Genomic DNA, 13,764 nt, shown 5'->3' with positions numbered 1-13,764 from the left:
TGGTTTGATATTATTGCTTAACCAACAAATGCTTTAACAGGTTCAGAAACACCAGCAGATTTAGTTCCTTTGAGGTAAGCTAACATGGTGTCAGCATCAGACACTTCAAAGGGGTCAATAGGACAGTTATCACTGAAGTCAGGTTCAACAAAGATTTTTTCAATCTTACAGTCATTAACTAACATAGAATAACGCCAAGAACGCATTCCAAAACCGATGTTAGACTTATCAACTAACATTCCCATTTTACGGGTAAATTCGCCGCTTCCATCAGGTAATAAGAAGACATTTTTCGCTTCTTGTTGTTTGCCCCATTGGAACATGACAAAAGCATCATTGACTGAAATACAAACAATTTTGTCAACGCCTAAACCTTTAAATTCATCATATAACTCTTCGTAGCGAGGTAAGTGGTTAGATGAACAGGTAGGAGTGAATGCACCAGGTAAGGAGAAAACAACGACTTTCTTACCAGCAAAAACATCTTCCGTGGTCAAATCTTGCCAACGGTAGGGGTTGGAGCCGGGAATAGACTCATCACGAACACGGGTTTTAAAGACAACACTTGGTACGGTTTCGATAACTGCCATATTTTACCTCTTGACGATCAGTTTTGTTTCAGCCTTTGCTGCTATAAATCAGAATAGTTCTTATTTAAGAAAAAGTCAATAGTAAGAAAGACCTACTTTATTGAGTAATAATAAGATAAGTATAAATCTAAGAAACTCTAAACTATAATATATATAAGGTCTTTATAGAAAAAGTTAAGGAGATGCAGCAGGAAGCCACAGCCATCGTTAAACGTCTGAAAAAGAACAAATTACGGGTTACGCCCCAACGTTTTGCTGTTTACGCCAATTTACTCGCTAGAATTGACCATCCAACAGCAGAACAAATTTTGAGCGATCTCAACCAAGCGGCCCCCACTTCCTCCCAAGCAACGGTTTATAGTGCATTACAGGCGTTGCGTCAGGTGGGTTTGGTGCGAGAGGTTTTGTTAGAAGAAGGGGTTTCCCGTTATGATGCTAATGTAGATTCTCATCATCATTTTCGCTGTCGATGCTGTGGTGTAATTGAAGATATTCCCTGGGAAGCATTTCAATCCATTAATTTACAGGAATTACGGCCTGGAATTAAAGCGGAAAGATATGAAGTGACAGTGCAGGGAGTCTGCGATCGCTGTCAAGATTGATGATGGATAGTTTGATACAGGAAATTTATCTTAATGTCGGTCAGAATACCCCATCCTTCTACAAGGCTTTGGCCGCGAGCTCAGCTGAACGGTGGGGATGAATAACCGACCAACAAATAAACAGAGTGATATATTCCCATCATTGAATCAAAGATTTCAAGGTGGGCTTCTCTAGGAATTACTTCTTTCGAGCATTTTTAAGTGAGGCGATACCCAACCCCACTTTTTAAATTATAGTTGTTTTATAGCGTCTTGCGGAGGAGTAACAGTTGAGCAATTTTAAAAATATGTGGAAAACCAAAACCGGCCGCAATAAAAGACTTGCTTTCATCCCATCGCTAAATCAAAGATTATAGCGTGGGGCTTCTCGCTCGAAGAAGCTAAACAGAAGATAAACTCCTTTTCATTGGCAGTATCGACAATTCCATGCTCTCTCTATTGCAGATCAAAAATTTTGCGTTAGTTGATCACTTAACCCTCAAATTTGGCGGGGGTTTAAATGTGTTGACAGGGGAAACAGGGGCCGGAAAATCCATTATTCTCGATGCGATAGATATTGTTTTAGGGGGAAAAGTCAATAACCGTCTAATTCGTCAAGGAACCCAACAAGCGTCATTAGAGGCAACGTTTCAAGGCAATGATATCCTATGGAAATGGTTACAACAACAAGAAATTGAGTTGTTAGATGATGGGACGGTGGTTTGTCTGCGGGAGTTGTCGCTGACGGGGGAAACCTTGCGATCGCGTTGCCGTATTAATGGGGTTTTGGTCAATTTACCATTGATGGCACAACTAAGGGAACATTTAGTCGAAATTACGGCCCAAGGACAAACAGTACAATTAATGGATGCAACCCGACAACGGGAATTATTGGATCTGTATGGTGGCCAGGCTATCTTAAAACAGCGAAAATTGGTGGAGTCTGCTTGCGTAAATTGGAAAAAAAAACAGCAAGACCTAGAAAAATGCCGTCAATTTCAACAAGAACGGTTACAACGCTTAGATTTATTGGAATATCAATGCAAAGAACTGGTAGAAGCCCAATTAACAGAGGCCGATGAACTTGAACAATTAGAACAAGAACGCGATCGCCTCTCCCATGTGGTGGAGTTGCAACAGTTAAGTTACCAAACCTATCAACTCCTCTATCAAAATGATAGCGGTGATCCGGCGATCGCTGACCGTTTGGCAGAAGCAGAAATGCTCTTGACAGATATGGCAGAATATGATAATGAAATAGAGTCAGTTTTAGAGATGGTGAAATCCGCCTTAACCCAGGTGGTAGAAGCGGGACAACAGATTAATGGCTATGGGGACAGCTTAGAAGCCGATCCCCAGAGATTAACGGAGGTAGAGGAGAGAATTAACCTAATTAAGCGAATTTGTCGCAAATATGGCCCCAGTTTAGGGGAGGCGATCGCTTATTATGAAAAATTACAGGGTGACTTAGGGGAATTAAAAAACAGTGAACAGTCCATTGAACAATTAGAAAAAGAGTCGAAACTCGCTGAAGAAAAGTTAATCAAAGCTTGTCAAGAATTAACAGAATTACGACAGAAAGCTGCCACAAAATTAGAGAAACAATTAGTCAAAGAATTAAAACCTTTGGCCATGGATAAAGTTATTTTTGTCTGTCAAATTACCCCTTGTCCTCCCAGTATAACAGGGAGTGATAAAGTCGTTTTTTATTTTAGTCCCAACCCAGGGGAAAAAATTCAACCCTTATCTAGTACCGCGTCAGGGGGAGAAATGAGCCGTTTTTTATTAGCATTAAAAGCCTGTTTTGCCCAGTCTGAAAAATGTTCAGGGACATTAATTTTTGATGAAATTGATGCGGGAGTTTCAGGAAAAGTTGCCCAAGCTATTGCTGAAAAATTACACAGTTTAAGTCAAGGTTATCAAGTTTTATGTGTCACTCATCAGCCTTTAGTCGCAGCAATGGCCGATCATCATTTTCGGGTAGAAAAGCAAATAATCGAAGAATCTATGATAATTAAACCTAACGGTAATAGTCAATTAAGTTTACCAGAAATTCGTACAGTTGTGAGAGTCAAAGAATTAGAAAATTTAAAAACCAGACAAGAAGAATTAGCCCAATTAACAGGGGGACATTCGGCTGAAGATGCTCTTCAATTTGCTCAATCATTATTAGTTAAAGCTGAGGCTTATCGCTTGGGAAAGCAGTAATTTTAGCAGCAATTATCGAGAACACAAATCCTCAATTAATTGGTTTAATTATCATTATAGGTTTATTTATTTGCGTGTTAGGTTGGGGGTTTTTTATTTTAGTTTATTAATAGAACTATAGCAATCAGGAATTAGTTTTGTGTAGTGTAGGCATCAATACTACTCGGTTAAGCAACAATTATTATACCATTTTCATCAACTTGGACTACAGATATGGATGTTGTAGGGGTCAACGCTTCGACTCCGCTCAGCGTTGACCCCTAGGAGAATGTGTAGCTAGACTTTAGGAAATTTGGTAATTAATTAAAGGTAACTTTAAATAATCGCATAACTGTTCCAAAAATCAGCACAATAATAATACCAAGACCAATGTAAAAGAAAGGACTTGATAAGTCAACATAGGGAATATTAGCGATGATTTCTTCAAAAGAATCTGGTAAAGCAAAGCGGACAAAGAAACTCAAAATCCAAGAAAGTAAAACAGCCACAACTAACCAAATTAAGATGCGAATGTTATTATAAACTTGAACAATAAAGGGTGTTGGCCATCCTAAAGATTCAGGGGCTGGTTGAAACTGTTCACCAGTCAATAGCCAGTCAGATAATTGCTTGACTAAGGGAGTTTTTCGACTAGGATTATAATTCAAGTATTCCACATGACTAAGCAAGTGAATTCCTTCTGCTTTATAAGCAATTTCTTGGGGTTGTTGTTTATTTCCAGCAGTTGTAAAGTTAAATAAAGCCGTTCTACCTGCCACTGGATCAGTGGGATCATAAACATTCAACCATTCAAACTTTGAGTTAAAGACAGTGTTATCTTTATTAACAGGAACAATTGCAGGCCAAACCAACCCAAATTTACTTAAGGGAGAACCATAAGTCATAAACCCTTGAAGATTTCTAAATAGATCTGAACGGGCCACAATATCATTATTATTTAACCAAGCAGGACGAGAAGGCAACATATTATTTATGTCGTCATCTGTTAGATCTGTTTCTGCTTTTTTTGGGCTAACATATTGCCATCTTCGCCATAAATCTTCATTCAAATAATTGGGTAATGCTTCTTCGGTTTCCATTAACCCATTAAAAGCAACAATGGTTCCTAAACTATGGGATAAAACATACCAACGATCATAATTTCTCAAACTCATCTCAACTAACCCTTTAACCATTCGTCGTCGAATGGAAAGACGGGGACGTTGACCTAAATCAACTAATGGACCTTTTCCTTGCCTTCTTCCCTGTTGATAAAGTTTAATATCCCCCAAATATTGAACTAAGATATCAGGCCGTAAATCAAATCCCAATACCTTGCGTAAAATAACACTTAAAAACGAAAGAATAGGCAGGACTAATAAAATAACTAAAGATACCCAGAAAAACCTCAAGCGGGCATTTAAGTCCATTTGCGGTTGTTTACCGTTAATATCTTGGGGAGCAATCATCTGATTGCTTGTTGCCAAATTGATGTCAGCATATTGTTTTCGTGACCACAAAGATAGACCCCATCCCCAAAAAGTCATTTGAGTTTGTAGACTCGTTGGTTCACCAAGATCAGACCACAAAACCTCACTAAATGCTAACTGTGTTACCTGATTTTTAGCATTTCTAATTTCAATAATAACGGGTTCCTTATCATCAGCTTGCCAGGTTTGTTGACTAGCAGCATAAGCCCCGGTATTTTGTTCATTAAGGATTATTCTAACCTTAAGGGTTTTATCTGCTTTTAAAGCGGTGGCCACATCCCTAACAATTTCTTCTACTGTTTCAAACTTGCGTTGTTCACCAATTCCATGAACGACTAAAACCCCTACTCTCGTTATTACCATGATAATGTCTCCTGATTTTAATGATAAAAAGTCATTGTGACAGAAACTAATCTTTTTATCATCATAGATTAGGAATTGTTAGAAAATATATAAAGTTTTATTAATTTTTAAGGATGATTATTCATTCATATTTTTCGATGTTGCTACTGCTGACGGAGAAATTTGATTAAGATAAGGTAAAATCCAATATTTAAACACCGTATCTAAGATCACAGGAAAGGTGGCAATAAAGAGAAAAATCGCGCTATAATTAGCAGCAATTCCTAAATGATTAGCGATTCTTTCTAATAAAACTTCCCAACCATGAGGGGAGTGAAACCCCACAAAGATATGATTAAAAAGACGATATTTGAGCAAAAGCTTTTAGCTAGTTAGGTTGTAAACTAGAGAGAGGATCGGGAACAGGAAAGGCCTCATATCCTAACTTAACAAACTTATTTTCTTGAGCATTATAAGCGGAAATTATTCCTAGTTCAATATCATAAACCCAAGCATGAAGCGAAAGCTTATTACTGTGTGATTTAGACCTAATTACCGGGTAGGTTTCGATATTTTCTATCTGAGTTAAAACATTTTCTTCAATGGCAATTCTTAAAAGCTTTTCGCCATCATAGTCTTTATAATTATCCTTAAGAAGACGACGAGTTGATTCAGCATGATGTTTTAACCAAGCATAAACTAGAGGCATTTCTTCCGTTAAATCATTGAGTTGTAGTAACCCTTTCATGCTCCCACAATCAGAATGTCCACAAATAATAATATGCTTGATATCTAAAGCACAGACTGCATATTCTATGGCAGCACCTTCACTATTATTCGTTGTTCCATGAGGGGGAATAATATTACCCAAATTACGAATAATAAAGAGTTCTCCTGGTTTCGTTTGGGTTAAAAGATTGGGATCAATTCGAGAGTCAGAACAGGTAATAAATAGAATTTCTGGAGTCTGTCCCTGAGACAGTTGACGAAATAGTTCTTGATTAACTGTAAAGTAGTTAGTTTGGAACTCATTAAGTCCTTGAATAATTCGATTCATTGGCATAAATTCATCCATGTTCTTACACACTAAAGTTTGACTAATGATGTATCCATTTAGCATCATTGACTAAACAGATACCCCCTACTTTATTAAGCAAAGGTTTTAGGGATTCTGTGAGAGTTAAGACTTGTTTTTCATTGGTACAAACTGTCAGAATATAAGTACCGTGATAGACACAGTTATCATCGGAACAAGATAACCCGCGATCGCCTTTTCCTGATGTGTCATTGATGATAGTGTAACCGGAAACACCAATGTTATTTAAAATCTTTAATGCGTCTTCAATATGAGAATCACTTATAATGATTTCAACGCGCTTAACATCCTGCATAGATGAAATAATACTCTCCATATTTTTTACCAAAATAGTCCGATTAATCAAGATTTTACCATTAATATTATAGCAAAATGATTAATCGGATTACAGCAATTAATGCAGTACCCAATTAGAATCAGTGACTAAACAGACTCCCCCAATACGTTTCAGTAAATCAGTGATTCCTTCAACTAAAAAAGTAAGTTGTTTTTCATTGGTACAAACAGTCATGATATAACTGTTGCTAGATTCTCGGCCTAAATCATTATAAGACATTCCTCTGTCACCTTTTCCCGCTATATTTTCAATCACGGTATATCCCGATACCATAACGGAATTTAAAATGTCTAAAACTTCATTCAATTCTACGGTACTGATGATAATTTCTACCTTCTTAACTGCTTGCATTTTACCTTAAGCTCCAATTCCAAGACGGTGAATAATTTCTAAATAAAGAGGAATTCCGATCACAATATTAAAGGGAAAAGTTAATGCTAATGCCATAGAAACATAGAGACTAGGATTAGCTTCGGGAACCGTCATTCTCATGGCAGCAGGAACCGCAATATAAGAAGCACTAGCAGACAAAACAGCAAATAAAAGGGCGTTTCCTTCTGTAAATCCGAGAACTTTAGCAATAGAAATTCCCACTAAAGCATTAACTATGGGAGAGATGACAGAAAAGCCAATTAAAAATGATCCAGTTTTGCCCAGTTCTCGAATTCTTTTAGCAGCCACTAACCCCATATCCAATAAGAAGAAAGTAAGGGCCCCATAAAAAATACCTTGGGTAAAAGGTTGTAATTTCTCCCATCCTGTTTCTCCCGTTAATGCACCAACTAAGAGACTTCCTACCAATAAAAATACTGAGCCATTTAAGAAGGCTTCTTGTAAAACTTTTCTCCAAGAAACTTCCTCATCACCCTCTTTTTTAGGAGCAAAAAATCGCACTAAAATTAAGCCAACAACAATGGCCGGTGACTCCATTAAAGCTAAGGCAGCGACCATGTGACCCCCATAGGCAATATGAAGTTTTTCCAAGAAAGAACTGGCGGTAATAAAGGTAACAGCACTAATAGAACCATAGGCCGCAGCAATGGCAGCAGCATTATAATTATCCAACTTATAACGGAGGATAAAATAAGAATAAATTGGCACAACTGAAGCCATAACAACAGCAGCCACTAAAGTTAAAATAATCTGGGTGTTTAACCCACTTCGTGATAATTCATAGCCTCCCTTAAAACCAATTGCTAACAGTAAGTAAAGAGAAAAGAGTTTCGGTAAAGGATAAGGAATCTCTAAATCGGATTTACAAAAAACTGCACACATTCCCAGGAAAAAAAACAAAACGGGAGGATTCAAAATATTAAAGAGGATCAAACTTCCATCCATGGGCTGACTTTCCTTGATTATGTAAACTTTTACGAATCTACCTTGAGAATACTTTACAATCTCTAAGAAAACGGTGAGAAATGATTAAGAATCTTCTTATTTAGTATTTAAACAAGGAAAATTCATGAATTGCCCCTATAAAAATACAAATCAGGTGGGCGTTGCGTAAGTCCTATTATCACCGAACCTTTTAGGGTTCAGTGTCAGGGAGCATGAAACAGCCTTGGTTTGATGGGTTTTCGATGACTGGTTTCACCTAAAATTATTTGACACCAAAATGTCATAACAGCGTCACAGGGTTGTCATCTCCCCGGTTTATATTAAAAATGTCAGTCCAAAGCTGTTTTCCGATCAAATCGCTCCTCACTGGACTGACTTTTCTCCCTATTATTACCCTTAAAATAACGACAATCATGAAAGACGACACTTTAAACTCCTCTTATCTACAACCTAACCCCAAAAAATCTCGACCTTCCCTTTGGCAAAAACCCATCACTTATTTGTCCTTGGTATTATTAGGAATGGGGGTGGGTATTGGAGGAACTGTCGCTTTTAGTTATCCTAACCTCTTAGCAGAAACAAGCAAAAATATAACGAGTTTACAACCCGCATTCGCTCAAGATGAAGTGGCGACTATCCCTCCTTTAACTTCAGAAAATTTTGTGACTGATGTGGTTAAAGAAGTTGGGCCTGCTGTGGTGCGAATTGATGCCTCTCGTACGGTACAAGCGGAAGCTCCTCCCATGTCAGAAGATCCAGCTTTTCGTCGCTTTTTTGGCTCACAAATGCCTAATGTTCCTGATAGTCAAATTCAACGAGGAACGGGGTCAGGCTTTATTTTAAGTCAAGATGGGAAAATTTTAACTAATGCTCATGTGGTTGATGGTACTAATGAAGTGACAGTCACTTTAAAAGATGGTCGTACCTTCACAGGTAAAGTGTTAGGAACTGATCCTGTTACTGATGTGGCTGTAATTAAAATTGAGGCTGATAATTTACCAACCGTTAAAGCTGGTAATTCTGACAATCTTCAGGTGGGAGAATGGGCAATTGCTATCGGTAATCCATTAGGATTAGATAATACGGTAACGACGGGAATTGTTAGTGCTACAGGCCGGTTAAGTTCTCAAGTGGGAGTTGGAGATAAAAGAGTTGAGTTTATTCAAACTGATGCAGCCATTAATCCTGGAAATTCAGGTGGCCCGCTTCTCAATGCAAGGGGTGAAGTGATCGGAATCAATACAGCTATTATTAAAGATGCCCAAGGGATCGGATTTTCTATTCCTATTAATAAAGCTGAAGAAATTGCCAAAAAATTAATTGCTACTGGCAAAGTAGAACATCCTTATTTGGGAATTCAGATGGTAGAAATTACCCCTGAAATTAAAGAAAAATTACAAGAAACTGAGGGTATAAAAGTTAATTCTGAATCAGGAGTCTTAATTGTTAAAGTCATGCCAAATTCTCCAGCAGATCGCTCAGGTTTAAAAGCGGGAGATGTCTTACAATCAATTGAACAACAACCTCTAAAAAATCCTGGAGAAGTGCAACAAGCAGTGGATAAAGTAGAGGTTGGTGAAACATTACCCCTGCAAATTGAACGCAATGGTAACTCTCTCAATCTTAATGTTAAAGTGGGACTATTGCCCAAGCAATAACTAGAAATTTTCAAAGTTTTGTAAGTTTGGTACTACAGTAGAGATGTAAATATTTACGTCTCTATTTCTTTTTATAATGCTATCAAAATATCTAAACAGTAACACAACCTTTTAGGTTGTTACCAGCAAAAGGTTTATGTCACAACACATAGATTTGTATGATAAAATATTCTTGCTCATAAAATGTTCTTACTATGTTACAAATTCTTACAGGATTTGGGTTTTTATCGGGAATGAGTTATCCTTTTCGACTGTTAGGAGTCTTTAAGTCTCATCCTCGTCTTATATCCTATATTATTGTTCCCATTCTCCTTAATTTTGTCATTGCTATTTTTCTTGATGTTGGGTTATTTCTGTTTGGTTGGGAAGTAACTCAAGTCTTAACTGACACCATTATTCAACGTCTTGATCTTTTCTTGCTTAACCTTCCTCAATGGTTAGGAGGGTTGGATTATTTAATTATTGTTTTGGGATTTTTATTACGAATAATATTCGGAATTATCTTATTAATTTTAACCGGATTTTTATTAGTTCAATTTGGGGTCATTTTAGGTGCGCCTTGGTATGGTAAATTATCAGAAGAATTAGAAAAGATTAAAACAGGAGATGTTAAAGTTATTGACGTTGGATTTTTTGGCGATATTTGGCGAGCAATTCTTTTTGAAGTTAAAAAGTTAGTATTAATAATTAGTATTGGGTTTTTATTATTCTTCTTAAATGTCTTACCAGGGTTTGGGACTTTACTTTCTGCTATGGGGGGAATGCTTCTCACGGGAACAATTATTTGTTTAGATTTTTTTGATGCAGCATTAGAAAGAAGACGACTTACATTTAGAGAAAAATTAGGAACTATTCAGAAAAGTTTACCAGCAAGTGCGGGGTTTTCTGTAGTTTGTTTATTTTTAATTGCTATTCCTTTTGTGAATTTATTAACCATTCCCTTTTGTGTCGGTGGAGGAACATTATTTGTCTGCGATCGCCTTTTATTAAAAGGGTTATTACCCTCAGATAATCAATCATTAATTTCTCAATAATTTTTAGTTAACTCAATTAATAACATGGATATTTCGACTTTAATAATACAACTCCAAAACCCTGAAATCTATGCTCATTCAGTCAAAACACCGATTGAAGTCATGCAAACTCATTCATCTGTTGTCTTTTTAACGGGAGATTATGCTTATAAAATAAAGAAACCTGTTAACTTTGGATTTCTTGATTATTCAACTCTCGATAAACGTCAACATTTTCTTAACCAAGAGTTGACAATGAATAAAGAAATAGCACCGGATCTTTATTTAGAAGTTTTATCTATTACTGAGGAAAATCATCAATTAAGCTTATCAGGAAAAGGAGAAATAATTGATTATGTTTTAAAGATGAATCAATTTCCTCAAGACTGTTTATTAATTAATCTATTTGAAGCAGGAAAATTAGAAGAATCTCATTTGCAAGAACTTGGAAAAACTGTCTCACAATTCCACCAAAATACTAAAACTAATGACTATATTCGCAGTTTTGGTGACATTGAAGTGATCAAAAAATCTATTGATGAAAACTATCAACGCACCGAAAAATATATAGGCATTGCTCAAACTAAACAACAATATCAAGAAACCAAACAATTTACAGATAACTATTTTTTGTCAAACAAGGAACTATTTGAACAGCGCAAAAAACAGAATAAAATAAGAGAATGTCATGGAGATTTACATCTAAAAAATATTTGTTTATGGCACAATAAAATCCAATTATTTGATCGCATTGAATTTAACGAAGAATTTCGCTTAGTTGATGTCATGTTTGATGTAGCATTTACTATCATGGACTTAGACGCAAGAAACCGTCAAGACTTTAGTAATATTTTTCTCAATACCTATCTAGAATATACCGGAGACTGGGAAGGTTTACCAGTCTTACCCGTCTATCTTTCTCGTCAAGCTTATGTTAGAGCAAAAGTTAATTCAATGTTGCTTGATGATCCCAATATTTCCCAAGCAGAAAAACAAGAAGCCACCAAAACCGCCGCTAATTATTATCATCTTGCTTGGCAATATACCCAACAACATCAAGGACAAATTATTATGATGTCAGGGTTATCAGGTTCCGGTAAAACTACCGTTGCAAAATACCTCGCTAAGCAGATAAATGCTATATTAATACGTTCTGATGCTGTCCGTAAACACTTAGCAGAAATTCCCTTAAACCAAACCGGAAGCGATGATATTTATAGCCAAGAAATGAATCAAAAAACTTATGATCGGTTAATTGAATTAGGTCAAATTGTTGCAAAACATGGATTCTCTGTAATTTTAGATGCTAAATTTGATCGTCATATTTGGCGGGAACCTGTAATTAATTGGGCAAAAAATCATCAGATTCCCCTCACAATTTTATACTGTAATGCACCCCAAGAAAAATTAAGCGATCGCCTTTCTCAACGGACGGGAGATATTTCTGATGCAACCCCTAATTTATTAGAAGAACAAGCCAAAAAAGCCGAATCATTTAACGAACTTGAGCAAAATTATGTTAAAATTATAGATACAACAACTAACTGGCAAAATCAATTAAATTCTCTAGCTTATTCATAATGTGACCACATCATTAAAATTTTCACTCTTTTTTGTTCATCATCTACTTCATAAACCAAACGATGTTGTCTGTTTATTCTTCTTGAATACATTCCGACTAAATCTCCTGTTAGTTTTTCATAGGGAGGAGGATTTTGATAAGGATTTGTTTTAAGAATTTCTATTAATTTTTCTACCTGATTTTTTAATCTCGAATGACTAATTTTTTTTGCATCTTTCAATGCTCTTTTAGTTAAAGCAATTTTCCACATTACCATTCTATTTCTTCAAGGGGTGTACAGTCTTCCCAATCTGTTTTTTTTCCTTTAATCAGATCGTCTTTTACCCCAGGTATTGAAAGCAGATAAATTGTTTCTTGAATTGAATTCCATTCATCCACTGATACTAAAACTGCTTTTTTATTGTTGTTAACTGTAATAATTGTCGGTTGATTAGATTCATTAACATTGTTAATTAAATCTGAAAGTGTAGGATTGTTTTCCTCTATATTTATCTGTTTCATTTTCATTTGAGGTGAATTTTTGCTAGGAATCTTAATGTTTTCAAACTCTACAGCCATTTCTTCATAAGCGGCCTTATATTCCGATTCTTTTAACCATTCTTGATGTAATTGAGAAATTTTAGTCATTATTTAATGGAATATTTTCAATTGTTTACGTCCAGATAGCTGATTAATTCCTCAAGGGAGTAAAGACAATCAGGTGGTAAATCAAGATTGTATTTTTCTAAAACCGTGCGTCTAGCCCTTTTATAAGGCTTTTCAAGATCAATTTTATTTCGGATAGAATTGGTCAATTTATCTTCTAAATTATCAATAAAAGCATTGATTTCACATTGCCAATGGTGTCTAGAATAAATGTCAAAGGAGTAATCAAGTTTTAAACGATGGATAATAATTTGTTTTAAAAGATTATTAACCGCGTGAATCTGTTCATTAGCAAAATACTCTATTTCCTCTAATAAATTATTCCAGTCTAAACCGTTAACGTCACGATTCTTAAGCGCATTCCCTTGCTTTTCCAGCCATAAAGGATAGTCGGTTTCATATAACGAGTAAGTTACTGTAATGGGTGTCTGACTCATGAGTTAAACTCCGTGCTTAGAATCATTTTCTGTGATATCCTCTTGGTGGCGGCCGAGAGACTGCTTTTAATTAGTTTTCCTTAACATACTGCTCGATCGCTTCTTTCACCAACTTATTCAAATTAATTCCTCTCTGTTGTGCTGCGATCGCTGCTCGTCTATGGAGATCAGCACCTGGTCTTATATTAAAACTTCCTTTAAAGGGTTTTTCCGATTCCATCCCCTTTTCTTCACAAACTGCCAGGTAATCATTAACCGCTTCCTGAAAATTCGCTTTCACAGATTGTACATCATCCCCTTTATAGCTAATCAAACTGCGAATATACTCAACTTTTCCTTGAACCTCCACGCACCTTTAGGCGAGTGGATTCCCATATAGACTCTTAACTAGACTGTAATAGTCCCCGCTCCTATCGCCATTACTGGGCTGTTTGTTTAACGTTAACGGGCGCACCGACCGCAAACGGA

15 protein-coding genes and 1 pseudogene are annotated in these 13,764 nt (G+C 36.3%); 5 read left to right on the top strand and 11 right to left on the bottom strand.

The window, feature by feature from the left end; all coding sequences use genetic code 11:
• Positions 1–17: 17 nt before the first annotated feature.
• On the bottom strand, positions 18–590 hold the full coding sequence (locus VB691_RS12110; protein WP_323291748.1) for a peroxiredoxin: 573 nt from the start codon (positions 588–590) through the stop codon (positions 18–20).
• Positions 591–772: 182 nt separating this feature from the next.
• Between VB691_RS12110 and VB691_RS12105 the strand changes: the two genes are divergently transcribed.
• Both VB691_RS12105 and recN read left to right on the top strand, forming a co-directional pair.
• Complete coding sequence (locus VB691_RS12105; protein ID WP_323291747.1) at positions 773–1,192, top strand: Fur family transcriptional regulator; 420 nt, start codon at positions 773–775, stop codon at positions 1,190–1,192.
• Between the two features lie 426 nt (positions 1,193–1,618).
• Positions 1,619–3,379, top strand: a complete 1,761-nt coding sequence (gene recN, locus VB691_RS12100) for a DNA repair protein RecN (protein ID WP_323291746.1) — start codon at positions 1,619–1,621, stop codon at positions 3,377–3,379.
• Positions 3,380–3,678: 299 nt separating this feature from the next.
• Here the strand turns inward: recN and VB691_RS12095 are convergent, their stop codons facing one another.
• The 6 genes and pseudogenes from VB691_RS12095 to VB691_RS12070 all read right to left on the bottom strand — a co-directional run bounded on the left by VB691_RS12095 (position 3,679) and on the right by VB691_RS12070 (position 7,961).
• Positions 3,679–5,211, bottom strand: coding sequence for a hypothetical protein (locus VB691_RS12095; protein WP_323291745.1), 1,533 nt, complete (start codon positions 5,209–5,211; stop codon positions 3,679–3,681).
• Positions 5,212–5,328: 117 nt separating this feature from the next.
• Positions 5,329–5,553 (bottom strand): annotated as a pseudogene (locus VB691_RS12090) (proton extrusion protein PcxA); the annotation flags it as partial.
• Positions 5,554–5,578: 25 nt separating this feature from the next.
• Positions 5,579–6,253, bottom strand: coding sequence for a carbonic anhydrase (locus tag VB691_RS12085; protein WP_323291744.1), 675 nt, complete (start codon positions 6,251–6,253; stop codon positions 5,579–5,581).
• A 34-nt stretch (positions 6,254–6,287) separates the two neighbouring features.
• Positions 6,288–6,602 (bottom strand): P-II family nitrogen regulator, encoded by a 315-nt coding sequence (locus tag VB691_RS12080; protein ID WP_323291743.1) that lies wholly within the window; start codon positions 6,600–6,602, stop codon positions 6,288–6,290.
• Between the two features lie 78 nt (positions 6,603–6,680).
• The gene (locus VB691_RS12075; RefSeq protein ID WP_323291742.1) at positions 6,681–6,974 is read right to left on the bottom strand and encodes a P-II family nitrogen regulator; all 294 of its coding nucleotides are present in this window, start codon (positions 6,972–6,974) and stop codon (positions 6,681–6,683) included.
• Between the two features lie 6 nt (positions 6,975–6,980).
• Entirely contained in the window at positions 6,981–7,961 is a 981-nt protein-coding gene (locus VB691_RS12070; protein ID WP_323291741.1) for a sodium-dependent bicarbonate transport family permease, read from the bottom strand.
• A 413-nt stretch (positions 7,962–8,374) separates the two neighbouring features.
• Here VB691_RS12070 and VB691_RS12065 point away from each other — a divergent pair, with 413 nt between their 5' ends.
• The 3 genes from VB691_RS12065 (at position 8,375) to VB691_RS12055 (ending at position 12,213) form a co-directional block, all read left to right on the top strand.
• On the top strand, positions 8,375–9,619 hold the full coding sequence (locus VB691_RS12065; RefSeq protein WP_323291740.1) for an HhoA/HhoB/HtrA family serine endopeptidase: 1,245 nt from the start codon (positions 8,375–8,377) through the stop codon (positions 9,617–9,619).
• A 194-nt stretch (positions 9,620–9,813) separates the two neighbouring features.
• Positions 9,814–10,653, top strand: coding sequence for an EI24 domain-containing protein (locus VB691_RS12060; RefSeq protein ID WP_323291739.1), 840 nt, complete (start codon positions 9,814–9,816; stop codon positions 10,651–10,653).
• A 24-nt stretch (positions 10,654–10,677) separates the two neighbouring features.
• Positions 10,678–12,213 carry an AAA family ATPase gene (locus VB691_RS12055; protein WP_323291738.1) on the top strand — a complete coding sequence of 512 codons (1,536 nt, stop codon included), beginning with the start codon at positions 10,678–10,680 and terminating at the stop codon, positions 12,211–12,213.
• Here the strand turns inward: VB691_RS12055 and VB691_RS12050 are convergent.
• The 4 genes from VB691_RS12050 to VB691_RS12035 all read right to left on the bottom strand — a co-directional run bounded on the left by VB691_RS12050 (position 12,204) and on the right by VB691_RS12035 (position 13,645).
• Complete coding sequence (locus tag VB691_RS12050; RefSeq protein WP_416245034.1) at positions 12,204–12,464, bottom strand: Txe/YoeB family addiction module toxin; 261 nt, start codon at positions 12,462–12,464, stop codon at positions 12,204–12,206. The two genes, VB691_RS12055 and VB691_RS12050, sit on opposite strands and share 10 nt — an antisense overlap.
• Positions 12,464–12,841: a type II toxin-antitoxin system Phd/YefM family antitoxin gene (locus VB691_RS12045; RefSeq protein ID WP_323291736.1), complete on the bottom strand. Its 378-nt coding sequence runs from the start codon at positions 12,839–12,841 to the stop codon at positions 12,464–12,466. Before VB691_RS12045 ends, VB691_RS12050 begins: the two co-directional genes overlap by 1 nt.
• Positions 12,842–12,858: 17 nt before the next feature.
• Positions 12,859–13,296: a DUF29 domain-containing protein gene (locus VB691_RS12040; RefSeq protein ID WP_323291735.1), complete on the bottom strand. Its 438-nt coding sequence runs from the start codon at positions 13,294–13,296 to the stop codon at positions 12,859–12,861.
• Positions 13,297–13,366: 70 nt separating this feature from the next.
• Positions 13,367–13,645, bottom strand: coding sequence for a type II toxin-antitoxin system HicB family antitoxin (locus VB691_RS12035; protein WP_323291734.1), 279 nt, complete (start codon positions 13,643–13,645; stop codon positions 13,367–13,369).
• Between the last annotated feature and the right edge of the window lie 119 nt (positions 13,646–13,764).

Source organism: Crocosphaera sp. XPORK-15E, from assembly GCF_034931425.1.
In the GTDB taxonomy this organism is placed as follows: Bacteria; Cyanobacteriota; Cyanobacteriia; order Cyanobacteriales; family Microcystaceae; genus UHCC-0190.
Note: the sequence above shows the minus strand (reverse complement) of the source record. Positions and strands in the feature narration are given on the sequence as shown.

Bases quoted from the DNA above. Each gene is read 5' to 3' on its own strand.
- VB691_RS12075 (WP_323291742.1), bottom strand. From the start codon at position 6,974: ATGCAAGCAGTTAAGAAGGTAGAAATTATCATCAGTACCGTAGAATTG.
- VB691_RS12085 (WP_323291744.1), bottom strand. From the start codon at position 6,253: ATGCCAATGAATCGAATTATTCAAGGACTTAATGAGTTCCAAACTAAC.
- VB691_RS12040 (WP_323291735.1), bottom strand. From the start codon at position 13,296: ATGAGTCAGACACCCATTACAGTAACTTACTCGTTATATGAAACCGAC.
- VB691_RS12110 (WP_323291748.1), bottom strand. From the start codon at position 590: ATGGCAGTTATCGAAACCGTACCAAGTGTTGTCTTTAAAACCCGTGTT.
- VB691_RS12080 (WP_323291743.1), bottom strand. From the start codon at position 6,602: ATGGAGAGTATTATTTCATCTATGCAGGATGTTAAGCGCGTTGAAATC.
- VB691_RS12045 (WP_323291736.1), bottom strand. From the start codon at position 12,841: ATGACTAAAATTTCTCAATTACATCAAGAATGGTTAAAAGAATCGGAA.
- VB691_RS12050 (WP_416245034.1), bottom strand. From the start codon at position 12,464: ATGTGGAAAATTGCTTTAACTAAAAGAGCATTGAAAGATGCAAAAAAA.
- VB691_RS12060 (WP_323291739.1), top strand. From the start codon at position 9,814: ATGTTACAAATTCTTACAGGATTTGGGTTTTTATCGGGAATGAGTTAT.
- VB691_RS12070 (WP_323291741.1), bottom strand. From the start codon at position 7,961: ATGGATGGAAGTTTGATCCTCTTTAATATTTTGAATCCTCCCGTTTTG.
- VB691_RS12065 (WP_323291740.1), top strand. From the start codon at position 8,375: ATGAAAGACGACACTTTAAACTCCTCTTATCTACAACCTAACCCCAAA.
- recN (WP_323291746.1), top strand. From the start codon at position 1,619: ATGCTCTCTCTATTGCAGATCAAAAATTTTGCGTTAGTTGATCACTTA.
- VB691_RS12105 (WP_323291747.1), top strand. From the start codon at position 773: ATGCAGCAGGAAGCCACAGCCATCGTTAAACGTCTGAAAAAGAACAAA.
- VB691_RS12055 (WP_323291738.1), top strand. From the start codon at position 10,678: ATGGATATTTCGACTTTAATAATACAACTCCAAAACCCTGAAATCTAT.
- VB691_RS12095 (WP_323291745.1), bottom strand. From the start codon at position 5,211: ATGGTAATAACGAGAGTAGGGGTTTTAGTCGTTCATGGAATTGGTGAA.